Genomic DNA, 25,723 nt, shown 5'->3' on the forward strand with positions numbered 1-25,723 from the left:
GAGTAGTGAGGCTGCGCCACAACGTTAAAATGAGCCCGACCAGCTATTTAGCTAGTGAGGGTTCGTGAAGTCTGCTATCTTTGTATCGCTTTTTGAAATGAGGTAAACTCGGGTACTTTAATGAAGAATTTTTTCAACCCCTTTCTCGCTCTTTCCTTCCTGGCCATCGTATTGACCAGCTGCGGCACCACCGACTCCGGTGAACTCGTCGGAGCTAGCGACCGCCCCGACTGGAAAGGCATCTCTCCCTACGGGATGGTCTACGTACCCTCCGGTACGGCCCACGTTGGTAATTCCGACCAGGATATTACCGGCACCTACATCCAGCGCCCCCAAAGAATTACCATCAATGGTTTCTTTATGGACGACACGGAGATCTCCAATAACGAATACCGCCAGTTCATTCACTGGATTCGCGACTCTATCGCTCACGACATGATGGGTGACTTCGACGAAAACGGCAACATCGACTGGGAAATGGAACTCGACCTTTCCGATGAGTCCCTCGCCGACATGTACCTCGAAGAAAGCTTCGCAGGCCGCCGCCAGACCAACGTGAACCTTTACGACTACTCTTACCAGGATGTTGATTGGGGAGCTGCCGCCCGCGCCCGCCCCGAAGGCCGCAGCGGAGAGGGTATGGCCGAATACGTGGACAACACGCCGGTCAACATCTACCCAGACACGCTGGTGTGGGTTCGTGACTTCACCTACAGCTACAACGAGCCAATGGCCCGCAGCTACTTCTCCCACCCTGCTTACGACAACTACCCGATCGTAGGTATTGACTGGAAGATGGCCCGCGCCTTCTCTCACTGGCGGACGACCCTCTGGAACAGCGTTAACGAAACCCTGATCGAAGAATTCCGCCTCCCCACCGAATACGAATTCGAATACGCCGCCCGTGGTGGCCGCGAACACGCTCAGTACCCCTGGGGTGGCCCGTACGTACGGAATGGCAAAGGCTGTCTCCTCGCCAACTTCAAGCCTGGCCGCGGTAACTATGCTGACGACGGCGGTGGCTACACCGTACCGGTCGATGCTTACTACCCTAACGATTACGGTCTCTACAACATGGCCGGCAACGTAGCTGAGTGGACCGTAACCGCCTTCTACGAAAATGCTAACAGCTTCGTCCACGACTTCAACCCGGACATTCGTTACAACGCCAAGGACGACGATCCCATCGGCATGAAGCGTAAAGTGATCCGCGGCGGTAGCTGGAAGGACATCAGCTTCTACCTCCAGTGTGGCACCCGCGCTTACGAATACCAGGACACTACGAAGTCTTACATCGGCTTCCGTAACGTTCTGAGCTTCACTGGTCGCTCGATCAACGACTTCTAATTCAGCTTCGGCCCGAATTTAAAAACGGCGGTTTCCTGCGGGAGGCTGCCGTTTTTTAGTCTGAAGTCTATAGTCTTTAGTCTGTAGTCACGACTACGGATGACGACTATAGACTACAGACTATAGACTCCTGACCAGTAATGTCACTAACTAACGCCCATATCAAAAAACTTGTCTTTGACCTCGGCTTCAGCTTCATCGGCGTCGCTAAGGCCGAGCGGATGACGGAGGAAGAGGCGCGGTTAGAAGAGTGGCTCAACCAGGGCAAGCACGGTACGATGCAGTGGATGGAGAACCACTTCGATAAGCGGGTGGACCCAACCAAACTCGTCCCCGGTGCGAAGACGGTGATCTCCCTGCTCTACAATTACTTTCCGGAAGACGATGGCCCCAGCCTGGAGGCGCCAAAGATCAGCCGCTACGCGTACGGGAAGGATTACCACCACGTCATTAAGGGCAAACTCAAGCACTTGGTTTGGCAGATTGAGGAAGCGCTGGGGGCACCGCTGGACGGACGCGTGTTCGTGGATAGCGCCCCCGTTCTGGAGCGGGACTGGGCCAAGCGCGCCGGCGTTGGCTGGACGGGGAAAAATACGCTCCTCATCAACCCTAAGGCCGGAAGTTATTACTTCCTGGCGGAATTGATCTCCGATCTCGACGTGGAGCCCGACCAACGAATCAAGGATTACTGTGGGACCTGCACCGCATGCATCGACGCCTGCCCTACGGAAGCCATTAGCCCGCAGGGGTACATCGTCGATGGGAGCAAGTGCATCAGCTACCTGACCATTGAATTGCGGGAGGCCATCCCTGAAGAGTTCAAAGGGCGGATGGAAGGCTGGGCTTTTGGGTGCGATATCTGCCAGGAGGTTTGCCCTTGGAACCGGTTTAGTACACCGCACCGGGAGCCGGACTTCCTCCCCCACCCCGACCTCCCCGGAATGTCGGCGCGGGAGACACGGGAGATGACGGAGGAGGTATTCCGGCGGGTCTTTCAGAAATCCGCCGTCAAGCGCACCAAGTTTTCGGGCTTGCGGCGGAACATTGATTTTCTTGATCCTGAACTATGAGGCTGACGTCCCCCACCGCTTCCGCACTGCTCCTATTCCTACTCCACCTGGCACCTGCGTGCGCGCCAAATAACGATTCTGAAGCTACGGCGGAGCCACGCAGAACAAACATTGTGGTATTAACGGATACGGCGGATTGGGCACCCAATCACCTCAGGCTACTGACGGAGCAATTCGCAAAAAGTGGGTCCCGCGTACTGACGAGTGGAGAATGCGGAGAAACGGCCGCCCAGTTGATACAGCGTTTACCCTGGCTGTTGCAACCGGGTGTCGATACTTTTTATGTGGACCCAAGACTTGCCGGGCCAGAAGTTTATGATAGCCTGACCAATTATCTGGAGCGGCAGGGCCACCCCGCTGCCGTCAAAAGGTTGACCGCTAAGGATGCAACACAAAGCCCTGAACTGCGATAGCGCTGAAGTCGTCGTAGGACATCGTGACGTAGCCGGCGTCCGCCCAGAGACGGCCGAAGTTACCGCGTAATTCAACGGTTTCGTCGAGGCTATTGTAGCCCACTACATTTAGGTAGTGGGTTTCCGTAGCGGCGCCCGCCGGCTGGTACGTTGCCGTGGCGTGGCGTTCAAAACCGGGTGGCGTGCGCAGTTCTACGAGCACGGGGTTGCCGCGGCTTAGTGCTTTTTTGATCTCGAAGATCCGGTTGCGGTTGCGGGTCGTTTCGCGGAAGAGGTAGAAAAAATTCGTGACGCGGATCTTCGGCACGCTATAGACGGCGCCCGGGATGACGTTGCTGCCGTAGGGTACGATGTTGGCCGAGACGGTGCCCTGCTCCACGAGGAAGCGCAAACCGTCTTCGATGTTGGGGCGGGTCCCCTGGTTGGCGAGACTCATCATGAGGTAGTCCGGGCTGTAGTTTTCCTTGAAGTTTTCGCTCAGGTTCTTGTAGTACTCCAAGGAGGAGGTAAGTGCGTAGGCCCATTCCTGGTTAGAGTTGGCGACTTGCCGAATGGGCATCATGTAGCTCTTCACGTTTTGCCGGGCCAGCTCTTCGCGCCCGCCGCTGCCGATGCCTTCCACGTTGTACATCATCGCGTCGATCGTCTGCGCGTCTTCAATGCCAACCATCATCTGGTTACTGCGGGCCGTAGTTACCGGAGTAGGCGCGGAAGCATTCGGTCTCTGGGCGCTCAACGCGGGTGCAAGGAGAGTGGGTAAAAAAGGACCTGCCAGAAATAAGAGTGAAGCAACGAGGAGGTTCCGTGGGATTTTTTTGAACATGGGGAATCAACTAAATTAAAGGGGGCAAGCGGACGGTAGGGAGACAACGACGTACCTTGACCAAGTAGTGCGAAGTAACAATACGCCCACCGTAAATCCGCCGCTGAGTGAAGCCTAAATCCAGAATTGCTCCAACGCCCTCAGGGTACCTGCACGAGGGCAACCTGGCTAACTTTCTGCTGAATGCCGCCCTGGTACGGGATGGCGGGGAATTGATGCTCCGCGTTGATGACTTAGATCGAGCGCGGTACCGGCGCGCCTACGTGGAGGACATCTTCCGCTGCCTGAACCAACTCGGCATTCAGCGTACTGAAGGACCGGTGGACGTCGCCTCTTTTGAAGAAGAATGGTCGCAAGAAAAACGCCTCCCCCAATACCGAACAGCCCTCGATCGCTTGCGGGAGAGCGATTTAGTATTCGCCTGCCCCTGCAGCCGAAAGGAATTGCAAAATGGCACCCACGTGCACGGCTGCCTGGACCGGAAGATAGACTTGGACACAAGAGATGTCGCCTGGCGCGTCGATACCCGGCAGGTCAGCGAAGAGCTACTCATTCCGGATTTGGTGCAAAAGGAGCCATTCGTGGTGGAGCCTCATACCGTTATCCCAGATTTCGTCATTCGGAATAAAGCCGGGCGCCCGGCGTACCAATTGGCCTGCACGGTGGACGATCGGTTATTCGGCATCAACACGGTCGGGCGGGGGCAGGACCTTCTGCCGAGTACCGCGGCGCAGATGATACTAAGTGACCTACTGGGTTTTGATGCATTAATGAGCCGTATCACCTTCCTCCATCATCCGTTGATCACTGCAGTGGACGGCTCAAAACTTAGTAAATCGGCTGGGGCCCGGAGTGAACCCTTGCGCATTGATGGCAGCATCATCCAGAGGTTGGAGGGGTTGACCAAACAGTGGTTGGGCTAGTTTTCTACACTTTTTTTGTCCCTTGATGTGTAATCCTAAACTGAGCTGCATCCACGGGCCAAAAAAAGTATGCTCCGTTCCCTGTTAAGTATCGCCTTTACCCTCTTACTCTGTACCTGCGGCAGCGCCCAGGACACCCTCAACGTAAACTCCGAAATCAATATGGCCACCGTATTTCTGGATGGGGCCCAAGTGAGTCGGAAAGCGAATAGTTCCGTGCCATCGGGCAGAAACGTGATCACCTTCACCGGCTTGACGACGGACCTCGACCCGGGTAGCATCCAGGTCAACAGCAGCGGGGATGACTTTCTCGTGCTCTCCGTGAGCCACCGCCTGAATTTTGGTAAGGCGGGAAAAAAGGACCCCAGGTTCCAGATCTTCAATGACCAACTTAAAGCATTAGACCGCGAGGAGGCCGAGGTACGCACGAAGTACCGGATTGCGAAGGATGAAGAAGAGATCCTGGCCCAAAACCGCGTCGTAGCCGGCAACGAAAATGGGCTAAGCGCCGAGGAACTGAAAGCCACGGTGGCCTACCAACGGGAGCGACTCACTGCCATCAGATTATTCTACCTGGACGTGAGTGACCAGCTTGACGGCATTGAAGAAAAACGAAAAGAGATCGGTAAACTGATCGCCCAACTCGGTAAGGAGATCCAGATCAAACCCACCGCGGAGATCGTCGTAACGACCCAGGCTGACCGGGCAACCCGCAGTAATTTCACCCTCACCTACCTCGTCCCCAACGCCGGATGGACGCCCCACTACGACGTCCGGGTTACGGACATCTCCCGCCCGATCGACCTCCGCTACCGTGCCAAAGTGCATCAGAAAACGGGAGAAGACTGGAGCAATGTCCGCCTGAAGCTGAGCACTGGCGACCCCAGCGTGAACGCCGTGGCGCCCACCCTAAACACTTGGCGCGTATACAATGGTAGCGCCCTCCCCACCTACCGCCCTACCGACGACCGCTCGCAAGCATCCTTCGGTTACCGTTCCGTTAGCGGTACGGTGACGGATGAAAACGGGGAGCCCCTCATTGGCGCTTCGATTTTGGTGACCGGCTCCGCAATTGGTACCGTCACTGACTTTGACGGGCGCTACCAACTTAATCTTCCCGAGGATGCTACTACCCTTAGTGTCAGTTACACTGGCTATGCGAGTACAGTAAAGTCCATTTCAGGCAACCTGGTAAACGTGCGGCTAGAGGAAGATCAAATGATGCTCGAGGAAGTTGTCGTTGTAGGCTACGGGTCTACACGCGCTGGCTCTAACAAAAATCGTCGGCGGCGAAACAAGGCGACAGCCACGGCATCTAGCAGTAATATGTTGGCCGATGTCGTCAGCACCTCCGCTCCCGTCCCCGTACAAACTACCCGCAAGGCTACGACCGTGAGTTTCGACATCGAATTGCCTTACACCATCCCCAGCGATGGCGTGGCGCGCGACGTGGACATCCAGCAGTACAAATTACCCGCTACCTACACCCACTTCGCCATCCCGAAATTGGAAGAAGCAGCCTTCCTCAAAGCGGCCGTCACCAACTACGAAAAGTACGAACTGCTGAGTGGCGATATGAACCTGTTCTTCGAGGGCACCTACCTGGGCCAGTCCCGCCTCGACGTATCCAATACCAGCGACACCCTGCAACTCAGCCTCGGCCGTGACCCGAACGTCATTGTGCAACGGACGGCCACGGACGATTACCGCGAGCGGAATTTCTTTGGGGGCAAGATCAGCGAAAGCCGGGGGTACACGTTGTCGGTGCGCAACAAAAAGAGCCAGCCTATAAACCTGGTCGTGCAGGATCAAGTTCCGGTGAGCGGCGACGAGCGGATTGAGGTAAAACAGGAAATTTCAAACCGTGGCAAACGGGATAACAACAGGGGCATCATCACCTGGCGGACGGAACTACCCGCCGGCCAGGAGTGGAAGGCCACCTTCGGCTACACGGTGAAGTACGCGAAGGGCCTACGCATTCAGCTGGAGTAATTCTTCACCGAAACAAATTCAGAAGATTATGAGAGGGATGCGCTACTGCGGTATGCGCGTCCCTCCTTTTTCGGTCAGGGCGCCGAAGAGCTCGTTAAGGCGGTCCAGCAAGGAAGTATCCCGGCTATTAATGATGGCCCGGCCGTCGATGTGCGCCACGCGGGTCAGCTCGCCCATCGTGCCGGTGGTAAAAACTTCATCGGCAGTATAGAACTGACTGACGGAGAGGCGACGTTCCTCGGCGGGGATACCGTGCTCGGCGCAGAGGTTAAGAACAGTCTGGCGAGTAATGCCGGGAAGGCAGTAATCCGCGTACGGCGTGAGGACCACCCCGTTTTTGATCAGAAATACGTTGACACCGTTGGCTTCCGAAACGTAGCCGTCCTTGTCGAGCATGAGCCCCGCGTCGGCATGAGCGTAGTTGGCTTCGATCTTCGCCAGGATGTTATTGAGCAAGTTGTTGTGGTGGATCTTACTGTCCAGACTATTCGGACTGTTGCGGCGGACGGAACTCGTCACCAAAGTAATCTGGGGCGGGTAGACCGGTGGTTTGTGCTCCGCCAAAACGATGAGGGTGCAACCGAACTGGTTAAGTCGGGGATCCATGCCCGAGGTGATCTTCCGGCCGCGCGTCAGGGTAAGGCGGATGTGTACCCCATCGGTCATCCCGTTGGCCTTCAGCGTGGCGAAGATGGCTTGCCGAACTTCCTCCCGGCTGGGAATACCGGCGAAGGCCAAGGTGTGAGCGGAAGCGAAGAGCCGATCGAGGTGTTCCTCCAACGAAAATACCCGGCCGTCGTACACGCGGATCCCTTCCCAAACGGCGTCGCCACCCTGCACTACGCTATCAAAAACGCTGACCTTGGCTTCGTCGCGATGGACCATTTCACCGTCGATGTATACGAGCAGGTCTTTATTGGCGGGATTGAATTGTTGGAGCATAAGGGTAGAATTTGGGTAGCAATCAAATAGATGAAGAGATAAGTATTTGGGTTATCGCGGGCCTACCGGAGTGCGGCGGCGAGCATTTCCTCGTAGAAGGGCTGGCATTTCTCGGCGACAGTTCGTAGTGCCGGAGGCAAAGTAAATTTCCTGGATTGGTAAGGTTTGAAGCCCGTGCTAGCGTGGGTTCCTTTATACCAGTACTGCGCCCAGACGCCATCTTCGGGCCGGGGGCCAGCCGGCCAACTGAGCATCTGATCAGTAAAAGGTAGCTCCAGTCGTTCACAGAGTTGCCGCAATACGCCTTCCGGGTTTTCCAGCAGGCACCTGGCGTCGACGACCGCCGCCAATTGATCGCTGGTTATCAACTGCTGAAAGAGGGCGTGTTGCTGGGGGATACCTACGTCGGCCGCGGTTACTTGGTCCACTACTTCGCCGAAGGAGCGAATAATCTCGCGGGGTGAGCGGATCAGCAGGACGTTCTTGCACTCAGCCAGGAAGGCATCATTTAGCTGGATTAGGTGGTGGGTCATTTGTTTTAAGACGACTACGGGGTGGCCGTAGTCGTGGTGCAACATCGTCTGAACGACCTTCTCCCCATCGTTCTCCATGCTGGCGAGAATTTCCTCGCGCCCGGGGTGGTCCGCCTCCGTGGGTTGGTGGGTCAAGTAGTGGGCGTAGAGTGGCTCGTCCACCACGGCAGTATCCGGCCGCTGGGCGAAGGCGTACATTAGTGCGGTGCTGACGTTGCGGGGGGAGGACCAGAGATTGATCCGATTTTGCGTGGTGCCCATTGGCAGTGGTTGGTGGCCGTAAAGCTATCCGAAGCTGGACAGACGAACAAACTAAATACAGGCGGAACGGTGGAAATGTAATTAGCGGACGCCCAATCAAATTCCCAATGCACCGCGGCCGGGAATGGCGCTGCCGTGGGGGTCTTCACCGGGGTAACCCAGTTCCTCGTCTACCCGGTCGAGCATCTCGTCGGTGAGGAGGTGTTCGAGGCGTTCGGCTTCGTCGTGAATCTGTTCCGGCGTAAGGCCAACTTCCTGATTCAGGTAGGTCTCCCAGAGGCGGTGGGCGCGTACCATCCGCAATGCCAGGAGTTTGCCGGCGTCGGTCAACACCAATTCTCCTCTGTTAAGCAGGCCTTTGGAGCGAAGGGATTTTAGTTGTCGCTTCCATCCACCTAAGCCGAGGTCCAGTTGCTCGCGGATCGAAGCGGGGTCTGCCACACCGTGCTTCTGGTTCTGGCGAAAGATGCGTTTCAGGATATCCTCACGAATCGTCAATTGACGGCGCTGCCGCCGGTACCAAGCTTGGGATACCAGACCCCGTTTGGGCGCAAAGGTGACGGTGAGTAAGTAGAGTCCCGTAGCGACGAGGGCCATGGCCGGGCCGGGAGGAAAGTTGAACTTAATGGCCACGACCATCCCTACGATGGCCGAGATCATGCCCAGACCACCAGCGATGGGGAGCACTTTATTTAAACGTTGAGATAGTAGCAAAGCGGTCGCCGCCGGTGTGATGAGCATCGCCACGACCAGAATCACCCCGACCGTTTGCAGGCTCGCTACCACCGCAAAACTGAGGAGCAGCATTAAGAAGTAGTGAAGGGTCTTCACCGATATCCCCATCGTCTGCGCTACCACCGACTGGAAGGTCGTCGCAAACAAGTAGCGGTAAAAGACGGCAACGGAGATCAGGACGTAGGCCATCACCAATCCCGTCAGCAAAAGGTCGCTATCGCTAACGCCGAGGGCATTGCCGAAGAGGAAGTCCTTCAAATCCAGGTGCACCCCGTCCCGCCGGCTGATCCGGCTGATGAGAATGACGCCCAGCGAAAACATGGAGGTGAAAACGATACCGACGGCGGCGTCATTCTTCGTCCGGACGCGCTGCTGAATCCAGGTGATACCAAAAGCCGTTAGCAGACCAGCGCCGACGGCTCCGGTGAAGAAGGCCAGGGTGCTGTACCCGGCAATCATGTACCCCACCACGACGCCGGGGAGGATGGCGTGGGCCAGGGCATCTCCCACCAGCGACATATTCCGTAGTACGATGAAGCACCCCAACACGCCGCACATCAGGCCCACCATACTGCTGGCCACGATGGCGCGCACGTTGTAGACTTCGGAGAGCAATTCAAACAGGGAGGCTTCGGTCATTGGGGGCTTACGGCTTGGCGTACCGGCACAAGGTACAGTCCTCATTCTAACAAAATAGCTACTACCAACTAAACGTGAAAAAAGTAATAACAAATGCAACAAACCTTTATATGCACTCGCTTAGACCTTATCTTCGCGGCCAAATGAGCAAGGCTTAAGTCGTTCGTTACGAGAACGCTAGGGATTTACCCCTGATTTGAGTCCGCTCACGTAGTTTTTAGTGAATTATCCCCCAGCGAATTACTGAAACACATCTCAAATGAAATCAGATATCCTCGTGCCCACTGTCACTGACGTCATCATCGCCGTCGTCCCCCGTCCCGAAGCTGCCGCCGAAGAGTTATGGGACGTTTACATCATCAACCAGCGGGGAGAGCCGATGGACAACATCCTCATCACCAGCCAGGGTTACGGTAGCGTGGACGGGCAGGACATGGCCACCACCACGCTTCGCCATTTCCACCAGAATCTGGCCACGGGAGAGGCCCTGAAGATCGAGCCCATTCAGACGGCTCTCTTCGGCCTCAACAATGAGTACTGGATCAGTTTCAACAATGGGGAGGTAATGCTCGACAAGAAGTTCATCTTTAAAGCGGGTACCATTTCCGAAGATCAGTTGGTCGAAGTTCCCGTCATTAAGCAGCGGGGCATTATGGTGCGGTAAGCGCTCAGCTAAGTGCATTGTAACCCGGTTTTCATCCTTCTCGCTGTTCTTCCCTGTTTCTGGTCTTCGTGACCAGCTCTGGCTTCCTCGCTACCAACCCCGCAATCCATCCATGGCCCAAGACCGCCCCGCCCCCAAGAAAGTTGAGGAGTCCCGCACAATCATGTCTGAGCTCGTCATGCCCAACGACACGAACCCCCAGAACAACCTGATGGGTGGCAACATGCTGCGGTGGATGGACATCGCCTGCGCCATCTGCGCGGGCAAGCATACCAACCGGCCGGTCGTGACGGCTTCCGTGGATAACGTGGCCTTCGGTTCCCCCATTCGCAACGGGGAAGTTGTCACTCTCGAAGCCACCGTCACCCGCGCGTTCAATACGAGCCTCGAAGTTTACGTGCAGGCCACCGCCGCCACCATGCAGGGCGGGAATCCACGGCGGACGCACCACGCTTACTTCACCTTTGTGGCTTTGGACAAGGACAACGGCTCACCGGTTACGATTCCCGAAGTGGTTCCCCTTTCCGAAATTGAGGAACAACGCTTCTCGGGTGCGCTCCGCCGCCGAGAACTCCGCCTCGTGATGGCCGGGCGGATGGAGCCTAAGGCGGCGACGAACTTGCGGAAGATCTTTGAGTAAAGATCAGTTGCGTGCCCCTTGGAGGGTGTCCTTTTGTCGTATCCTTCAGCTTGGTGTCATTCCCCTCCAATATCGGGATGGGCCAACAAGATTTATCCGCCCCTCACTCGCCCGGCCCCCTACCCCGGTTTACCTTTGTGCACCGAAGCCTTTAGGGCAGCACCCACGAAAGTATTCCCCATGAAAATTGTTTCCTACAACGTAAATGGTATCCGTGCCGCCCTTCGCAAGGGATTGGCGGAATGGACGGCCGAAGTCGCTCCCGACGTCCTGTGTATTCAGGAAACCAAGGCGCACCCGGAGCAGGTGGATATGTCCGAATTGGAAGCGCTGGGTTACGTCCACCAGCAGTGGCACAGCGCGACTTCGCGGAAGGGCTACAGTGGCGTCCTCACCCTCAGTAAAGTGGCACCGGACCACGTTGAACTGGGTATGGGTAACGACAAGTATGACCGGGAAGGCCGCGTCGTCCGTACCGACTTTGGTGACCTGACAATCTTCAATTGCTATTTCCCCAATGGTGGCCAAGGCGACGAACGGCAGCAATTCAAGTACGAGTTCCTCGACGATTTTTTGGAGTACATTCTGGAGGTGCAAAAGAGCCGTCCGGGCATCGTCGTTCTCGGCGATTATAACATTGCCCACGAGGAGATCGACCTCCATTCCCCTAAGACCAACCACAAGAATACCGGCTTCCTGCCCGACGAGCGGAAGTGGATGACCAAGTGGTTTACCCAGACGGGCTTTCTGGATACTTTCCGCCACCTCTACCCCGAACGGGCGGCGTACACCTGGTGGTCCTACCGTGCCAACGCCCGCAATAATGATAAGGGGTGGCGCATCGATTACCACAGCCTTAGTCCGGGCTACGCCTCCCGGCTCCAGGACGTTGAGCACCTGAAGGACGCGCTGCATTCCGACCATTGCCCCATCGTGCTTAGCTTAGCCATTGAAATGCCGGAACTAACCTCACCGAGCAGTAATTAGCCCATCCGACTGACCATTGGAACATTAGCCCCACCACCATGCAACGCATCTTTCTCGACAACTCCGCTACCACCGCCCTCGACCCCGACGTCCTCGCGGCGATGACCGACGTGATGGCCAACAATTTTGGTAATCCCTCCAGCATCCACGCTGAAGGGCGGAAAGCGAGGTCCTTGATTGAAGCCGCGCGGAAAACCGTCGCCAACACCCTCAACTGTAGTATTGGAGAGATCTTCTTTACCTCCGGCGGCACTGAGGCCAATAACATGGCGCTGAAAAATTCGGTCCGCGACCTCGGCGTCACCCGCATCATCTCTTCTCCCCTGGAGCACCACTGCGTACTGCACAGTTTGGACGCTATCCAAGAATCCGGTAAAGCTACCGTGGAGATGGTCCGCATTGACGAACTAGGTCACGTCGACTTACAGGACCTGGAGGCACGCCTGCAGCGGACGGACGAGAAAACCCTCGTCAGCCTCATGCACGCAAATAATGAAATTGGTAATCTACTGCCGGTCCAGGCCGTGAGTGAACTGTGTCAGGCAAACGGTGCCTTGTTCCACTGCGACACGGTGCAAACGCTGGGTTACTATCCTATCGATCTGGAACAGACCACCGTCAACTTCATGAGTGGCTCCGCCCACAAGTTTCACGGGCCGAAGGGGGTTGGCTTCGTTTACATCAATTCCGACAATATTATCAAACCCTACCTCGACGGCGGGGCACAGGAACGCAATATGCGCGGTGGTACGGAAAACCTCTACGGCATTGTTGGCCTCGCTACCGCACTTGAGAAGGCGACAGCTACGATGGAAGAGCGGGCTGCTAAAATTCAAGAATTGCGGGACTACCTCCGTTCGGAGTTACAGCGTAACTACCCTTCCGTCACCTTCAACGGAGATCCGGACCGGGGCCACTTCAAAGTGCTCAGCGCGAGCTTCCCCCAGAGTGATAAGGGAGATATGCTGCTGATGAACCTGGACATGGCCGGTATTTCCGCCAGCGGAGGTTCCGCCTGTAGTAGTGGGATTGACGTGGGTAGCCACGTGATCGGTCATCTCCACCCGGATAGCCTGCGCCACACCGTGCGCTTTTCGCTGTGCCATACGAACACCAAGGAAGAGATCGATACCGTCGTCGCTAAGCTGGCCGGAATGTTATAGGTCCGCCGGCACTAATGTTGCCGAGGAACCACGTGTCGTGCTTACCTTATGCCTTTGATTTGAAGTCTCCGTCGCCCCTGGTGGGTGGTCGGGGCAGGATTTTCGCTAAGGTTTAACCGCACTACACTCCATGCAGCTCAACACCCTCGACTGGACCATCATCGCCGCATTTTTCGTCGTATCCCTGGGGATTGGCCTCTACGCCAGCCGAACGTCCGGTGACTCCACCAAAGAGTTCTTCCTCAGTGGCCGCAACATGCCCTGGTGGTTGCTTGGCGTCTCCATGGTGGCGACCACTTTTTCCGCCGATACGCCCAACTTGGTGACGGACATAGTCCGGCAAAACGGGGTGGCCGGCAACTGGGCCTGGTGGGCCTTTTTACTGACGGGGATGCTGACCGTTTTCGTTTACGCCCGGCTGTGGCGGCGCTCGGGCGTCCTCACCGATTTGGAGTTTTACGAGCTGCGCTACTCGGGCGCACCGGCCCGCTTCCTCCGGCAGTTTCGCGCCATTTACCTGGGCGTTTTCTTCAACGTGATGATCATGGCAACGGTGTGTTTGGCGGGCATCAAGATTGCGGGCGTGCTCCTCGGTTTAGACGCCGTTACCACCGTGCTGATGGTATCCGTAGTGACCGTTGCTTACTCTGCGCTGGGCGGTTTTAAAGGGGTCGTCATTACCGACTTCGTACAATTCTCCTTCGCCATGATTGGAGCGGTCTGGGCGGCAATCTATCTCGTTGGCCTACCCGAGATCGGTGGCCTCGACGCCTTGTTTACCCACCCCGTGGTGAGTACGAAATTGGACATCATTCCTTCTTTTGACGACCCGGCAGTGTACGTCCCGCTGCTCATCGTTCCCCTCGCCGTTCAGTGGTGGAGCGTCTGGTACCCCGGGGCCGAGCCGGGTGGTGGTGGCTACGTTGCCCAACGGATGTTGGCGGCCAAGAATGAGCGCCACGCCGTGGGTGCCACTTTGCTGTTCAACGTATTCCACTACGCACTACGGCCCTGGCCGTGGATCCTGATTGCGCTGGGTTCCATTATCATTTTTCCGGACATCGCCAGCTTGCAATCCGCCTTTCCGGAGATGGACCCAACGAAGGTGAAGGATGATTTGGCATACCCCGCGATGCTCTCGTTTCTCCCGTCCGGACTGCTCGGTCTGATCATTGCTTCGCTCATTGCGGCGCTCATGTCCACCCTTTCCACGCACCTGAACTGGGGTTCGAGTTACATCGTCAACGACTGGTACCAGCGATTCATTAAGCCCGAAGCTTCGGAGAAGGAACTGGTGGGGGTAGGTCGTATTTCTACGGTGGTGCTGATGGTGCTGGCGGCTTTCCTCGCGCTGGCCCTTTCCAACGCTTTACAGGCCTTCAATATCCTGTTGCAGATTGGCGCGGGCACGGGGTTGATCTTCATTCTGCGTTGGTTCTGGTGGCGCATTAATGCCTGGACGGAGGTGGCGGGGATGTTCATCTCGTTCGCCGTTGCTCTTATTCTCGAGTTTGGTGGGGAGTCACTTGGCCTGGGCGGCCTCGCCGGCCACGAAAAGTTGATTCTTGGCATTGCCATCACTACGGTGGGCTGGCTTGTGGTAACATTCCTAACGAGCCCCACTGACGAGGCGACGCTGGAGAAGTTTTATACGAAGATTCATCCCGGTGGCCCTGGTTGGGCGCCCGTTGAAAAACGCTTACCTGCGGGTGCTGCAGCCAAGCCAGATCAAAACCTCACCCTCCGCATCGCCGCCGTCTTTATTGGTTCCGTCGCCGTATACTCGGTCCTTTTTGCCACCGGCTTTTACCTTTACGGCAACCTTTCGGCCACTCTCATTTCCAGCCTGGTAGCGGTAGCTGGTGTCGCCTTCCTCTGGGTCCAACGTAAAGCCCTTATCTAGTATTCCAGTCCCCAAAGCACCAGAACAGGCGCTGCCGCAGGTGCAATAAAATTGGGGGTAAAAAGGATCGGGCTTCATCCGAATGACCATTCCCTCAAGCCCCGTTCCCTACCTTCGCGGGATGATCACTTACCACACCGCCGACTACGTTTATCCCATTACCTCTCCTCCAATTAAGAAGGGTATTGTCGGGGTGGATGAGTCCGGAACGATCGTGGAGATCCTCAACCCGGCCAGCCCTACTTACGCGGCACCCGCGGCAGCGCCGAATTATCACGCGGGCATTTTGATCCCTGGTTTCATCAACACCCACTGCCACCTGGAGCTGAGCCATTTGGCGGGGAAGAGCGCGACGGGGAAGACCTTGCTCCCCTTCCTGGTGGACGTAGTCACGATGCGCGCCAGTGAGCAGGAAGTGATTGACGCCGCAATCGCCGAGCAGGACAAATTGATGTGGGAAGCCGGCATCCAGGCCGTCGGGGATATTTGCAATAAGGCCGATACCGCTGCCACGAAAAGAGCAAGTCCGATCCGCTACTACAGCTTCGTGGAGATGTTTGACTTCTTGCAACCGGCAACCGCGGAAAGCAATTTCGCGACCTACAAAGTAGCCTACGAAGAGCAGGCCGGTGTGGCGAGTGGCAACGCGAAAAGTGCCGTGCCCCACGCCCCCTACACGGTGAGTGACCCGCTGTACGACCTGATCAATTCCGTAAATACCGGCTCCGAAACCGTGAGTATCCACAACCAGGAAACACCGGCGGAGGACGAACTATTCCTGACCGGCGGCGGTGGCTTCGTCGACTTCTTCAAAGGATTCGGGGCAAGCCTGGACCACTTCACCGCTCCAAAAACGACTTCCCTCCGCCACGCCATCCAGCGGATGGACCCGAGCAAACGGACCATCTTCGTGCACAACACCCTGACGCAGGAAGAGGACATCGCCGCCGCTGAAGCTTGGGGACAAAACGGCGTATTCTGGGCAACCTGCCCCAACGCTAATCTCTACATCGAGAACCGGCTGCCCCGCTACGAGCGCTTCCTCAACGCTGGCGTCAAGGTGACGGTCGGCACGGATAGCCTGACTTCCAACTGGCAACTTTCGGTGCTGGAGGAACTGAAGACGATCAGTAAATACCAGAGCTTTATTGGGTTGGAGACGCTGCTACAGTGGGCGACGATCAATGGTGCTGAGGCGCTGCAGTTTGACGAGGAGCTTGGCAGCCTTGAGGTGGGTAAAATGCCAGGCTTGGTGTGTCTCGGGGGGCTTGAGGGAGATGGGCCAGCGAGTTATCGTATTGGGCCAGCTACTGAAGTGACGCGGGTGGTTTAATGGCGAGTGTAAACCGTTTTCGACAAGAAGGAAAAGAGGGAAAGGGAGCTAAGGAGGGAGAGACCGCTGCGCGATTTTATTGTTGCGCAAAGGAGATTAGGGCGAGAGAGACGGAAGAGAGGTGCCTCTTCGTTTCTCAGCTACGTAGCTTGTGTGGTGTGTTTTCGACAAGAAGGAAAAGAGGGAAAGGGAGCTAAGGAGGGAGAGACCGCTGCGCGATCTTTTTTGGTCCGCAAAGGAGATTAAGGCGAGAGAGACGTTAGAGAGGTGCCTCTTCGTTTCTCAGCTACCTAGCTGGTGTGGTGTGTTTTCGACAAGAAGGAAAAGAGGGAAAGGGAGCTGAGGAGGGAGAGACCGCTGCGCGATCTTTTTTGGTTCGCAAAGGAGATTAAGGCGAGAGAGACGTTAGAGAGGTTTCTTTTTGATACTCAGCCAATCTGAATCGTCCTTAGCAAAGAGAGCAAAAAAAGACCCGTCCCCCTAAGAGAGGAACGGGCCGGTACACCTTTAAAGCTAATAATACTTAAGTGCCTTTGACGACTTGGGCATCTTCGGCGGGGCCGTGAGATTTGCCGTTCGTTGTCGTAGGCTTAGCGGAAGGTACGGTGTTTGTTGGGGATTTGTCAACTAATCCCGCCGGTAATTGCATGCCGCTCTGATTTAAAAAATCGTTGAGCTGCGGTACCATTCCGTACAATCCTTTGACAAAGTTACCAACTCCCTGGCCATTTCCGCTATCGTAGACCACAACTTTGTCGATCTCGATGTCCTTGATCGCTTCGGTCTGAATTTTGGTCAGGGCCTCTAACTTGTCCAGCATCAGGTAGTTAATGGCGCTCTGTGGGTCACCGCCGGCGGCATCAACTAATCGCTGAAAACCTTCGGCTTGTTTGCGCAGGACCTCCTCTACACCCTGGGCTTCAGCCTGATAGCGGGCGAGAGCTGCATCGGCTTCACCGCGGGCGATTTCCCGGCGACGCTCGGCTTCGGCCTGGGCGGCGATGATGGCTTTTTGCTTTTCGATGTCGGCGACGACTACTTGCTCGGCTTCCATGCGGGCCTTTTCGGTGGCGGCGCGGGCCTGTTCCGCGGCGGTCTGGGCCTGGTAGGCTTCCTGCTCGGCTTTGGCCTTGGCGACCTTGCGGGCGGCTTCGGCCTGGCGATTGGCTTCGGCGAGGGCTACGTCGCGGGCGGCGTTGGATTCGGCGATCTTGATGGCGGCTTCGTTCTTTCCCTCCTGGGCTTCGGCCTGGAATTTAGATTCACCGATCTCTGCGCGCGAGTTAGCGTCGGCCACCTTAATCCGCTGAGCCTGGGTCGCTTCGGCTTCACCGACGAGGGCGCGGCTATTAGCGTCGGCGATCTTGATGCGTTGCTCCTGCTGGGCTTCGGCTTCTCCGATCTCCGCCTGGGCGGTGAGGGCGGCGACTTTCGTGCGCTGCTCCTGGACGGCTTCGGCGCGGCCGATGCTACCGGTACGCTTCTCCTGGGCCACTTTCACCTCGGCCTCGTTGATGGCGCGGGCGGCGGCTTCCTGTCCAAGGGCAGCGATGTAGCCAGATTCATCCTGAATGTCCGTTACGTTCACGTTGATGAGGCGCAGGCCCACTTTGTGGAGCTCTTCCCCGACATTGGAGTATACACTGGAAACGAACTTGTCCCGGTCGGTATTCAGCTCCTCGATGTCCATGTTGGCGATCACGAGGCGCATTTGGCCCATGATGATGTCCTGGCTAAGACGGGCGATCTGGTCACGGTCCAAGCTCAGGAGGCGGTTGGCGGCAGCGAGCATGAGGTGCTCGTCTTCCCCAATACCGACGGTAAACTGAGAGGGGACATTGACCCGGATGTTCTGCTTGGAAAGCGCATCCTTCAAGTTCACGTCGATGGAGAGTGGCGTCAGGTCCAGGTATTTGTAATCCTGGATGACGGGCCAGACGAAAGCGGCGCCACCGGCGTAACACTTAGCGGACGTTCCTCCACTCGTCTTACCGTAAACGACGAGGATCTTATCCGACGGGCAACGTTTGTACCGGCTCACCAAAAAGGCGCCGATCATGAAGAGTATCCCGAGTAATATTGCTGCGGGTATCAGCCATTCTGAAAAGACCATAGTGCGATAATTTAATAGGTGAAAAGAGTAAGGTGAATTTTAAGCGGAAATGGGTTGGACGACCATGATGCCATCAGGGTCCAGGTCAACTACTTCAACGAGCGTGCCGGTCGTAAGGGCTTCCCCGTTAATCGATTTAGCCTTGAGTTCCCGGTTGGTCCCCTTTACGGCGACGTTGATAACGCCTTCGCCACCGGAGGGGATGGGCACGTAGACCTTCCCCTGCTTCAGCAGCGCGTCCTGCGGCTGGTAGTTGACGTTGATCTCCTGGCTCAGCATAAACTTGAACATCCGGCTTACGATAAACACGCCGATGATGCCCGCCGCCGTACCGGCTACGAAAGCAATCGTGGGGTTCTCGTAGGTGTGGAGCATCAGCCGGACGACCCAAGCGCCAACACTCAGAAAGGTGAGTGTGGATTTAAGGATACCGAGGCCGCCGTCCAGGTCTACGTCCAAGTCAAAATCCAGGTCCAAACCTCCAATGATGGAGGCCAGTAGCAGAATAAAAAGGAGCGCGCCGGAAGCGAGAGAGATTATGGTAAGTAGCTCGATCATGTCGTTGAAATTAACAATACTATAACGGTGAGCCAGGGCAGCTTAGTTGAAGGGCTTTAGCGCCGTTCGTCGAGTTCGGCGGGATGCTCGTCGAGCCAGCGGCCAAATGGTGATCTAGCCGTGATTATTCCGACAAATTAATCATTGACGAAGCAACTTCCTGGACGCTGGCCATTTTAAGCAGTAAAGCAATTCACTCATGCCCCGCTACGCCATTTCCGATATCCACGGCTGCGCCAAAACCTTTCAGCTGGCGCTCGATCGCATCAACCTGCAAAAGACCGATGAGCTCTTCCTGCTGGGTGATTACATCGACCGGGGCCCAGACTCCCTCGGCGTCCTTGAGATCATCTGGCGGCTGGAGGAAGAAGGTTACCTAGTCACCTGCCTGCGCGGCAACCACGAGCAAATGCTCATCGAATACGTAGCCGGAGACCGCCCCCTATACGGGTGGTCTCCACCACCGGAACTAACCAGCAAAACGATGGACTGGATGAACGCCCTACCCTACTACCACGAAACGGAAGGCTACATCCTCGTACACGCTGGCCTCAACACTCGGGCGACCTACCCCTTCAAGGATACGAACGCCATGCTGTGGGAACGGTACTGGTACGATTACGTCGATTACAACTGGCTGGGCAACCGGACCATTCTGCACGGGCATACCCCAACGCGGCGGCTAGAGATGACCAAGTACCTCGCCAACCTTGCTGAAAATCAATACCTGGATATTGACGGCGGCTGTTCCCAGCAAGCAAACGATATGGGCTGGCTTGCCATCTTCAACCTGGATACGCAGGCGGTGGAGTTCGTGAAGATGGCGGATTAGGCCTACTTTGCAAAGACAAACGTCAACAATGGGAGCCGAGAAAATTGAGGACCGTAAATATTCTTTAGAAGAATACTTCAAGCTTTGCCTAGCTTCCGAATGGAAGTATGAGTTCCACGACGGAACCATCTACAGCATGGCGGGGGGCAAAATTGCCCACAACCGGACGAAGAAGAACGTTTACGATACGCTCATCAAATCCGACAGCACCTGTACGGTTTTCGATAGTGACGTAGCCGTAAACGTTCAGTCGCTTAATCGATACTACTTCCCTGACATCAGCGTGATCTGCGGTGAGGTAGATACCTCCGACGAAGGTGGAATCCAACGGCTATTCAACGGGCAACTCATTATTGAAGTCCTCTCCCAGAGCACCGCCGAAAAGGACCGGGTGGAGAAATTACACGCCTACGCACGGATGGACAGCTTTCAGGAATACATCCTCATCGACAGCCGTAAATGTCAGATTGAAACCTTCTACCGGGAAGAAGGCAACAAGTGGACTATCGGCAGTTACTATCGAATGGACCAAACTTTACCGATTAAAACCATGGGCCTGCAGCTTCCCGTATCCACCATCTACGCTGGAGTAAACTTTACGGATGGGCAATAACATCGCCCTAAATCGCCTGCAAAATATCGTATTGCGCCACCAGGAACATCCGCCCAGAACGATCCGTCGTCACCACGGCGGGGTTTTCCTTGGTGATGTGCTTGCTCAAATCGGAAAGCGTCATATCCGTTCCCACTTCGGGGAAGGGTTCGCGCATGATGGAGGCCACCTCGTGTTCGGCGTTATCCATCGGGTTGGCCAGCAGGTAGTTGAGGACGTCCGTCTCTACGATTGATCCAACCATTTTTTCGCCGTCGACGACGGGCATTTGGCTGAATTCGTGGGTCTTCATCATCTTCAGCGCTTCCCGCACCGTAGCGCCGGAACTAATGCTGGCGAAAGCCGCATCCTTTTTTCCGGCGACGAGGTCGCGCACCTTCAACTCCGCATCGAGGAAGCCGCGCTCGCGCATCCATTCGTCGTTGTAGATCTTACCCACGTAGCGGCTGCCATGGTCGTGGATGACCACTACGACGAGGTCATCCGCCTTCAACTGGTCCTTCATCTGCAGGAGGCCGGCTACGGCACTGCCGGCGGAGTAGCCCAGCAACAGCCCTTCCTCGCGGGCGAGGCGACGGGCCATGACGGCGCCGTCCTTATCCGTCACCTTTTCGAAGTGGTCGATCACGTCAAAGTCTACGTTCTTAGGTAGAATGTCCTCCCCGATGCCTTCGGTGATGTAGGGGTAGATCTCCTTCTCATCGAATTCGCCCGTCTCCTTATACTTCTTAAAGACCGATCCGTAGGTATCAATTCCCCACACTTTCACCTCCGGATTCTGCTCCTTCAGGTACTTGCCGGTACCGGAGATGGTACCGCCGGTACCTACGCCCACCACCATGTGAGTGATCTTACCGTCGGTCTGTTTCCAGATCTCCGGGCCAGTAGATTCGTAGTGTGCTTTACGGTTGCTCAGGTTATCGTACTGGTTGAACCAGTAGGAGTTAGGGATCTCCTTTGAAAGTCGTTCCGCAACTGAATAGTAGCTCCGTGGGTCGCCCGGCGTCACGTTGGTGGGGCAGACAATCACCTCGGCACCCATGGCGCGCAGGATGTCGAACTTCTCCTTACTCTGCTTATCGGAAGTCGTAAAGATGGCGCGGTAGCCCTTCACGCAGGCGGCCAAAGCGAGGCCCATCCCGGTGTTGCCGGAGGTACATTCGATGATCGTCCCACCAGGCTTGAGGCGGCCTTCCGCTTCGGCGTCCTGTACCATCTTGAGGGCCATCCGGTCCTTGATGCTGTGGCCAGGGTTGAAGGTCTCTACCTTCATAAGGACGCGACAGGGTAAGCCCTTCACGACTTTGTGCAATTGCACCATTGGGGTGTTTCCGATGGTCTCGAGGATGTTATTCTTTACGTCCATGTTTAGTCTGTAGTCTATAGTCTGTAGTTAACCGCTGCGGAAGGTGATAGTTGGTCAGTTTCAACTATTCCGCTACCATTACTTCTACGGGAATTTCGTAGCGGCGGAGGTATTCTCGGACCATGAAGTTGGCCTGGCTTTCTTCGAGGATAGGAGCATCGAGGATGACGAAGTATCTCTCTCCCCCAAGGCGGAAGCACTCTTCGGCGAGGACGGTCATCGCTAAGCCGTACACGCCGTGGAAGTCGTCGGCGGCGCGGCGGGCCAGGGCGAAGTTGGGGTGCACGCTCGTCGTCAGCAGGTAATAGGTGGAAGGCAGGTGTTGCAGCCCAATGCAGTCGTAATCCGTCCGCTCCTCCCCCGCCTTGCTGATGCGGTAGCGCACGGCCTTCTTTCGTTTTCGCTCCACTACGTAGTCGGGAGTATCCTCGACGTATTCCGGGCGTGGTTTGTCCGCGCTGAAGTTGTGGTCGTATTCTCCGGGGAGCAATTCTGGCTCGGCTCTGCTTTGGTCCGGGTTGGCGGCGGGTTCAAGGCCGGCAACGTCCGGGGCGGCAAAGCGACTACCGGGCTTCGCTAGGGGGCTCCACTGCGACTGGCCGTAGGCAAATCCCACGGTCGTCAGGGCGGCTACGATTAGGGTTGGGTAGTACCAGGTCGGTAATTGAAAAAATCCGGGCAGGCGGCGAATCTCGTTCGGCGATAACTTCCGCCACGACTGCCGTAGCCGCCACTTTACGCCCTTCAATTGACGGCCCGGGCGTTTGTACCAGGCGGGTTTGCCGCGTTTTGCCCGGATGGCCGTAGCGAGGTATTCTTGCCCCGTAGCCACCGTCGGGAAGTACTGTCCGACATCCAGTGGGTCGGTGGTTCCGTCCGTTGGTAACGCGGGCGCTGCCGCAGGTGCCGGGTTGAGTTGGAGGGGACGTTTCCCAAAGGGAAGTTTGGCCACCGGTAACCGCTGGAACATGCTCTTCAGTTTCGGGGGAGCCTGAATGGCAGCCACCCAAAGCGGTAATCGGGATCGGGTGCCGGCAAATTGGTCCACCTTACTCGGTTCGATGACCACGCGTAAACGGTTGTCGGGTAGAACCTCCAGCATACCGAATCCAAACAGGATACACTGCCGCCGTAACTCCTCAAACTGACGTGGCGGCCGATCCTCAAAGATGGAAGCATCGTAAGCCATCCATTGGGCCGTGGCGTAGAAGCGCTTGAATTGTTCCACCGCGTAGATGTAGCGGAAGGATTTGCGCGTCGACAATACCAGGCTGGTTACCGCCCATGTCATCACCATTACCAGGATCAGGGCACCGTACGCGGTGTTAGCGTCCCCGTCACCTCCGGGAGCGGTCGCAAACCAACGCCAGGCGTTAAAACCCAGCACCTGCGACAGCGCCAAAGTAACGGCCGTCGTAACGAAAGCAACTACCAAGCCAAGCATGGTGATCCGAAACCAATTGGTACGATAAAGAATCTCCTCCGCGGTAGCGTGGCTGGTTGCCTCGACGGTAGCCGTGAACCAGTTGAGGTCGGGCTGCTGAAAGGCCAGCCGCGCATCAATCGTCACGCCCTGATAGTAGTGGACTTTGGGCACCACCCGCGTCCCACTACTGCCGGACCGGGGCCGGAGTTTGTAGTGCTGGCGCAGGAAATTGATGGCCAGCCCGCGGATATTTTGCTCGGTGTACGGGATGGGTTAAAGGTAGTATTTCGATCCGGAGTGCAAGCGGCCAGGTGGTGACGCTTCCCCGAAACAAAACTTACCTTGGGCCAATGACTACGCTAAATTGCAACGGCCGCCTCCTCGTCCTGGACCGCCCCCTGATCATGGGCATCCTCAACGCGACGCCGGATAGTTTCTTCGCCGAAAGCCGGGTGAATAGCGTCCAGCAAGCCGTGGACACCGCCGGGCAAATGCTGGCCGATGGCGCCACCTTCATCGACGTCGGCGGAATGAGCAGCCGACCCGGTGCGGAATTGATATCCGCCGCAGCCGAAATGGACAGAGTGCTCCCCATCATCGAAGGCATCACGGCCGCGCTGCCGGATGCTTACGTGAGTTGCGATACCATTTACGGAGCCACCGCACGGGCCGCCGTGGGGGCAGGGGCGGCGATGATCAACGACATTAGCGCCGGCAACCTCGACGCGGAGCTCTTCCCTACCCTCCCCGCTCTGAAGGTGCCCTACGTACTGATGCACATGCCCGGCAACCCCGCGGACATGCAAAAGCGGACGGACGTCTACGGAGACCAGGTGGTGACCCACGTCTGGGATTTCCTGGCCGCCAAGCTGGGTGAACTACGCGAGCTAGGTGTCTTCGACGTACTGGTGGACGTAGGTTGGGGCTTCGGAAAGACCGTCGCGCAGAACTACGAATTGCTTGCCAACCTTTCCGTGTTCAAAACGCTCGGGGTACCGATTCTGCTAGGCATCAGCCGAAAGTCTTCCATCTGGCGGCCACTTGGCATTACCGCCGAGGAAAGCTTGCCGGCGAACACGGCGCTCCATCTCTACGCTTTGCAACGGGGTGCTGACGTTCTCAGGGTGCACGACGTTCGGGAAGCCGCTCAGGCAATTCAGCTCCACGAACTACTCACGCAAGCACCCCGTATCTAAGGACCAACTTCCCCGTAGCGGAACCGTTACGATGAGGCACTTTAAACATCTAGGCAATGGCCAACTATGGAAATCCGGGACCTCCACCAGCCAGCGGTGGCAGCGCGCGGACGGTGATCATCCTGGCAATTCTTGGCATTCTCGGTACGCTGGCTTACCGGTATTACCAGGGCGCTCCCGGTAGCTTCCTGGCTCAACCCGCCGAATACCAGTTGCAGTACCGGCCGGCTGATTTCCGGGTGGACATCGATCCGGAGACCGCCCTCCGCATTCTGCAGCATCCCAAGCGCTACCGGCGGGAATTCGACCAATTGGTCTACGAAATCAATACGGACATTCTCCGCCACGTAGGCAACCGGATGGGGCTAAACGATAGCCTCCGTACGGAGGTTGTTCGGGAATACGACCTGCAGCACCAGCAGTTTGCTGATCTCTACTACCAGGATTTCATGCGGATGCGCGATACCTCCGCTGCCGTGTACGAAGCCTGGTACGAAGAAGGCGGAGGTAAGCTGACGGAGATCTTTGAGGAGGTGGCCTCCAACTACACCTGTTTCATGGTCAATAAAATTTTGGCCGCCGTCGTCCGGATGCGCAACGGCAACATCATCGCCAGCGGGCGCGAGGTGGAGAACCCCTGCAAGATTGCCACCGGCGAAGCCCTCCGGCCCATGATGGCCCGCATGGCCGAACGGGCGGCAATTGATGACTTTAGCAAGTCCCGCGGCATCTTTCAGGAAAAGGTGGAGAATGTGATCGGAGAGCTCGCCACAATCGAGGTACGGGATAAAAAAGGCATCGAAAAAAAGATCAACTCTACCGTCGCCGGCTTCAACGTGTCGGAGTCCGACATTGAGATCACGGCGATCTCCATCCTGAAAGTGGGTTTCCGCTTGAATCAACTCTTCGATCTACAGCTGGATGAAGCCCGCAAGACCGTCACCATCACCCTCCCGGAACCGACTATCCTCAGCCACGAAGTGCTGCCCAAGGTGGAGAAACTGGACATTGGTTGGTTAAGGGAGTTAGAGGGCGCAAACATCAATGCTTCCGTCAACAGCTTGCGGGAAACCTTCCGGGCCGAGGCGCTGGAGAGTGACGTGATGACCCGCGCCAAGGGCCAGGCCGAAAACCTGATGGAGACGATGTTCTTACCCCTCGTCCGCCGCCTGGGGCCGGATTATCGGATCCAGGTCAAGTACGTCCCGCTACCCATGCGGGAAACGCAGGGGACCTTGGGGTAATACCACC

23 protein-coding genes are annotated in these 25,723 nt (G+C 56.6%); 15 read left to right on the plus strand and 8 right to left on the minus strand.

The window, feature by feature from the left end; translation table 11 throughout:
* The first annotated feature begins 120 nt into the window (after positions 1 to 120).
* The 3 genes from A3850_RS00385 (at position 121) to A3850_RS20055 (ending at position 2,830) form a co-directional block, all read left to right on the plus strand.
* Positions 121 to 1,347 (plus strand): SUMF1/EgtB/PvdO family nonheme iron enzyme, encoded by a 1,227-nt coding sequence (locus tag A3850_RS00385; protein WP_068212707.1) that lies wholly within the window; start codon positions 121 to 123, stop codon positions 1,345 to 1,347.
* A gap of 140 nt (positions 1,348 to 1,487) precedes the next feature.
* Positions 1,488 to 2,417 carry a tRNA epoxyqueuosine(34) reductase QueG gene (gene queG / locus A3850_RS00390; RefSeq protein ID WP_068212709.1) on the plus strand — a complete coding sequence of 310 codons (930 nt, stop codon included), beginning with the start codon at positions 1,488 to 1,490 and terminating at the stop codon, positions 2,415 to 2,417.
* Positions 2,414 to 2,830, plus strand: coding sequence for a hypothetical protein (locus A3850_RS20055; RefSeq protein WP_157500782.1), 417 nt, complete (start codon positions 2,414 to 2,416; stop codon positions 2,828 to 2,830). Before queG ends, A3850_RS20055 begins: the two co-directional genes overlap by 4 nt.
* Here the strand turns inward: A3850_RS20055 and A3850_RS00395 are convergent.
* Positions 2,796 to 3,653 carry a C1 family peptidase gene (locus A3850_RS00395; protein ID WP_068212711.1) on the minus strand — a complete coding sequence of 286 codons (858 nt, stop codon included), beginning with the start codon at positions 3,651 to 3,653 and terminating at the stop codon, positions 2,796 to 2,798. The two genes, A3850_RS20055 and A3850_RS00395, sit on opposite strands and share 35 nt — an antisense overlap.
* Positions 3,654 to 3,760: 107 nt before the next feature.
* Here A3850_RS00395 and A3850_RS00400 point away from each other — a divergent pair, with 107 nt between their 5' ends.
* Together A3850_RS00400 and A3850_RS00405 are read left to right on the plus strand one after the other, a co-directional pair.
* On the plus strand, positions 3,761 to 4,576 hold the full coding sequence (locus A3850_RS00400) for a glutamate--tRNA ligase family protein (protein WP_068212714.1): 816 nt from the start codon (positions 3,761 to 3,763) through the stop codon (positions 4,574 to 4,576).
* 69 nt (positions 4,577 to 4,645) lie between these two features.
* Positions 4,646 to 6,568, plus strand: coding sequence for a mucoidy inhibitor MuiA family protein (locus tag A3850_RS00405; RefSeq protein WP_068212717.1), 1,923 nt, complete (start codon positions 4,646 to 4,648; stop codon positions 6,566 to 6,568).
* A gap of 42 nt (positions 6,569 to 6,610) precedes the next feature.
* Here A3850_RS00405 and A3850_RS00410 read toward each other — a convergent pair whose 3' ends face one another.
* The 3 genes from A3850_RS00410 to A3850_RS00420 all read right to left on the minus strand — a co-directional run bounded on the left by A3850_RS00410 (position 6,611) and on the right by A3850_RS00420 (position 9,723).
* On the minus strand, positions 6,611 to 7,510 hold the full coding sequence (locus tag A3850_RS00410) for an aminotransferase class IV (RefSeq protein ID WP_068212720.1): 900 nt from the start codon (positions 7,508 to 7,510) through the stop codon (positions 6,611 to 6,613).
* A gap of 62 nt (positions 7,511 to 7,572) precedes the next feature.
* Complete coding sequence (locus A3850_RS00415; RefSeq protein WP_231915259.1) at positions 7,573 to 8,304, minus strand: hypothetical protein; 732 nt, start codon at positions 8,302 to 8,304, stop codon at positions 7,573 to 7,575.
* Positions 8,305 to 8,400: 96 nt separating this feature from the next.
* Positions 8,401 to 9,723: an iron chelate uptake ABC transporter family permease subunit gene (locus A3850_RS00420; protein WP_231915260.1), complete on the minus strand. Its 1,323-nt coding sequence runs from the start codon at positions 9,721 to 9,723 to the stop codon at positions 8,401 to 8,403.
* A gap of 214 nt (positions 9,724 to 9,937) precedes the next feature.
* Between A3850_RS00420 and A3850_RS00425 the strand changes: the two genes are divergently transcribed.
* From A3850_RS00425 to A3850_RS00450, 6 genes are all read left to right on the plus strand, one after another.
* Entirely contained in the window at positions 9,938 to 10,342 is a 405-nt protein-coding gene (locus A3850_RS00425; RefSeq protein ID WP_068212726.1) for a hypothetical protein, read from the plus strand.
* Positions 10,343 to 10,454: 112 nt separating this feature from the next.
* Complete coding sequence (locus tag A3850_RS00430) at positions 10,455 to 10,982, plus strand: acyl-CoA thioesterase (RefSeq protein ID WP_068212729.1); 528 nt, start codon at positions 10,455 to 10,457, stop codon at positions 10,980 to 10,982.
* A gap of 180 nt (positions 10,983 to 11,162) precedes the next feature.
* Entirely contained in the window at positions 11,163 to 11,969 is an 807-nt protein-coding gene (locus tag A3850_RS00435) for an exodeoxyribonuclease III (RefSeq protein WP_068212732.1), read from the plus strand.
* A 38-nt stretch (positions 11,970 to 12,007) separates the two neighbouring features.
* Complete coding sequence (locus tag A3850_RS00440; protein ID WP_068212735.1) at positions 12,008 to 13,132, plus strand: cysteine desulfurase family protein; 1,125 nt, start codon at positions 12,008 to 12,010, stop codon at positions 13,130 to 13,132.
* A 130-nt stretch (positions 13,133 to 13,262) separates the two neighbouring features.
* On the plus strand, positions 13,263 to 15,035 hold the full coding sequence (locus A3850_RS00445) for a sodium:solute symporter family protein (protein ID WP_068212737.1): 1,773 nt from the start codon (positions 13,263 to 13,265) through the stop codon (positions 15,033 to 15,035).
* Between the two features lie 121 nt (positions 15,036 to 15,156).
* Complete coding sequence (locus A3850_RS00450) at positions 15,157 to 16,368, plus strand: amidohydrolase family protein (RefSeq protein WP_068212741.1); 1,212 nt, start codon at positions 15,157 to 15,159, stop codon at positions 16,366 to 16,368.
* Positions 16,369 to 16,891: 523 nt separating this feature from the next.
* On the opposite strand, the gene A3850_RS00455 is transcribed toward A3850_RS00450, so the two are convergent.
* Together A3850_RS00455 and A3850_RS00460 are read right to left on the minus strand one after the other, a co-directional pair.
* The gene (locus A3850_RS00455; protein WP_076639909.1) at positions 16,892 to 18,481 is read right to left on the minus strand and encodes a flotillin family protein; all 1,590 of its coding nucleotides are present in this window, start codon (positions 18,479 to 18,481) and stop codon (positions 16,892 to 16,894) included.
* A gap of 39 nt (positions 18,482 to 18,520) precedes the next feature.
* On the minus strand, positions 18,521 to 19,039 hold the full coding sequence (locus A3850_RS00460; RefSeq protein ID WP_068212745.1) for a hypothetical protein: 519 nt from the start codon (positions 19,037 to 19,039) through the stop codon (positions 18,521 to 18,523).
* 199 nt (positions 19,040 to 19,238) lie between these two features.
* Between A3850_RS00460 and A3850_RS00465 the strand changes: the two genes are divergently transcribed.
* Positions 19,239 to 19,871: a metallophosphoesterase family protein gene (locus A3850_RS00465; RefSeq protein ID WP_068212747.1), complete on the plus strand. Its 633-nt coding sequence runs from the start codon at positions 19,239 to 19,241 to the stop codon at positions 19,869 to 19,871.
* Positions 19,872 to 19,899: 28 nt separating this feature from the next.
* Complete coding sequence (locus A3850_RS00470; protein ID WP_068212751.1) at positions 19,900 to 20,484, plus strand: Uma2 family endonuclease; 585 nt, start codon at positions 19,900 to 19,902, stop codon at positions 20,482 to 20,484.
* A 7-nt stretch (positions 20,485 to 20,491) separates the two neighbouring features.
* On the opposite strand, the gene A3850_RS00475 is transcribed toward A3850_RS00470, so the two are convergent.
* Both A3850_RS00475 and A3850_RS00480 read right to left on the minus strand, forming a co-directional pair.
* The gene (locus A3850_RS00475; protein ID WP_068212755.1) at positions 20,492 to 21,850 is read right to left on the minus strand and encodes a pyridoxal-phosphate dependent enzyme; all 1,359 of its coding nucleotides are present in this window, start codon (positions 21,848 to 21,850) and stop codon (positions 20,492 to 20,494) included.
* A 64-nt stretch (positions 21,851 to 21,914) separates the two neighbouring features.
* On the minus strand, positions 21,915 to 23,447 hold the full coding sequence (locus A3850_RS00480; protein WP_157500784.1) for a hypothetical protein: 1,533 nt from the start codon (positions 23,445 to 23,447) through the stop codon (positions 21,915 to 21,917).
* 179 nt (positions 23,448 to 23,626) lie between these two features.
* On the opposite strand from A3850_RS00480, the gene folP reads away from it, so the two are divergent.
* Both folP and A3850_RS00490 read left to right on the plus strand, forming a co-directional pair.
* The gene (gene folP, locus A3850_RS00485) at positions 23,627 to 24,472 is read left to right on the plus strand and encodes a dihydropteroate synthase (RefSeq protein ID WP_068212761.1); all 846 of its coding nucleotides are present in this window, start codon (positions 23,627 to 23,629) and stop codon (positions 24,470 to 24,472) included.
* A 56-nt stretch (positions 24,473 to 24,528) separates the two neighbouring features.
* Positions 24,529 to 25,716, plus strand: a complete 1,188-nt coding sequence (locus A3850_RS00490) for a DUF4230 domain-containing protein (RefSeq protein WP_068212764.1) — start codon at positions 24,529 to 24,531, stop codon at positions 25,714 to 25,716.
* Positions 25,717 to 25,723 lie beyond the last annotated feature (7 nt).

The sequence above is a fragment of the Lewinella sp. 4G2 genome (assembly GCF_001625015.1).
In the GTDB taxonomy this organism is placed as follows: Bacteria; Bacteroidota; Bacteroidia; order Chitinophagales; family Saprospiraceae; genus Neolewinella.

Coding starts and splice junctions, on each gene's coding strand:
- A3850_RS00385 (WP_068212707.1), top strand. CDS start 121: ATGAAGAATTTTTTCAACCCCTTTCTCGCTCTTTCCTTCCTGGCCATC.
- queG (WP_068212709.1), top strand. CDS start 1,488: ATGTCACTAACTAACGCCCATATCAAAAAACTTGTCTTTGACCTCGGC.
- A3850_RS20055 (WP_157500782.1), top strand. CDS start 2,414: ATGAGGCTGACGTCCCCCACCGCTTCCGCACTGCTCCTATTCCTACTC.
- A3850_RS00395 (WP_068212711.1), bottom strand. CDS start 3,653: ATGTTCAAAAAAATCCCACGGAACCTCCTCGTTGCTTCACTCTTATTT.
- A3850_RS00405 (WP_068212717.1), top strand. CDS start 4,646: ATGCTCCGTTCCCTGTTAAGTATCGCCTTTACCCTCTTACTCTGTACC.
- A3850_RS00410 (WP_068212720.1), bottom strand. CDS start 7,510: ATGCTCCAACAATTCAATCCCGCCAATAAAGACCTGCTCGTATACATC.
- A3850_RS00415 (WP_231915259.1), bottom strand. CDS start 8,304: ATGGGCACCACGCAAAATCGGATCAATCTCTGGTCCTCCCCCCGCAAC.
- A3850_RS00420 (WP_231915260.1), bottom strand. CDS start 9,723: ATGAGGACTGTACCTTGTGCCGGTACGCCAAGCCGTAAGCCCCCAATG.
- A3850_RS00425 (WP_068212726.1), top strand. CDS start 9,938: ATGAAATCAGATATCCTCGTGCCCACTGTCACTGACGTCATCATCGCC.
- A3850_RS00430 (WP_068212729.1), top strand. CDS start 10,455: ATGGCCCAAGACCGCCCCGCCCCCAAGAAAGTTGAGGAGTCCCGCACA.
- A3850_RS00435 (WP_068212732.1), top strand. CDS start 11,163: ATGAAAATTGTTTCCTACAACGTAAATGGTATCCGTGCCGCCCTTCGC.
- A3850_RS00440 (WP_068212735.1), top strand. CDS start 12,008: ATGCAACGCATCTTTCTCGACAACTCCGCTACCACCGCCCTCGACCCC.
- A3850_RS00445 (WP_068212737.1), top strand. CDS start 13,263: ATGCAGCTCAACACCCTCGACTGGACCATCATCGCCGCATTTTTCGTC.
- A3850_RS00450 (WP_068212741.1), top strand. CDS start 15,157: ATGATCACTTACCACACCGCCGACTACGTTTATCCCATTACCTCTCCT.
- A3850_RS00455 (WP_076639909.1), bottom strand. CDS start 18,481: ATGGTCTTTTCAGAATGGCTGATACCCGCAGCAATATTACTCGGGATA.
- A3850_RS00460 (WP_068212745.1), bottom strand. CDS start 19,039: ATGATCGAGCTACTTACCATAATCTCTCTCGCTTCCGGCGCGCTCCTT.
- A3850_RS00465 (WP_068212747.1), top strand. CDS start 19,239: ATGCCCCGCTACGCCATTTCCGATATCCACGGCTGCGCCAAAACCTTT.
- A3850_RS00470 (WP_068212751.1), top strand. CDS start 19,900: ATGGGAGCCGAGAAAATTGAGGACCGTAAATATTCTTTAGAAGAATAC.
- A3850_RS00475 (WP_068212755.1), bottom strand. CDS start 21,850: ATGGACGTAAAGAATAACATCCTCGAGACCATCGGAAACACCCCAATG.
- folP (WP_068212761.1), top strand. CDS start 23,627: ATGACTACGCTAAATTGCAACGGCCGCCTCCTCGTCCTGGACCGCCCC.
- A3850_RS00490 (WP_068212764.1), top strand. CDS start 24,529: ATGGCCAACTATGGAAATCCGGGACCTCCACCAGCCAGCGGTGGCAGC.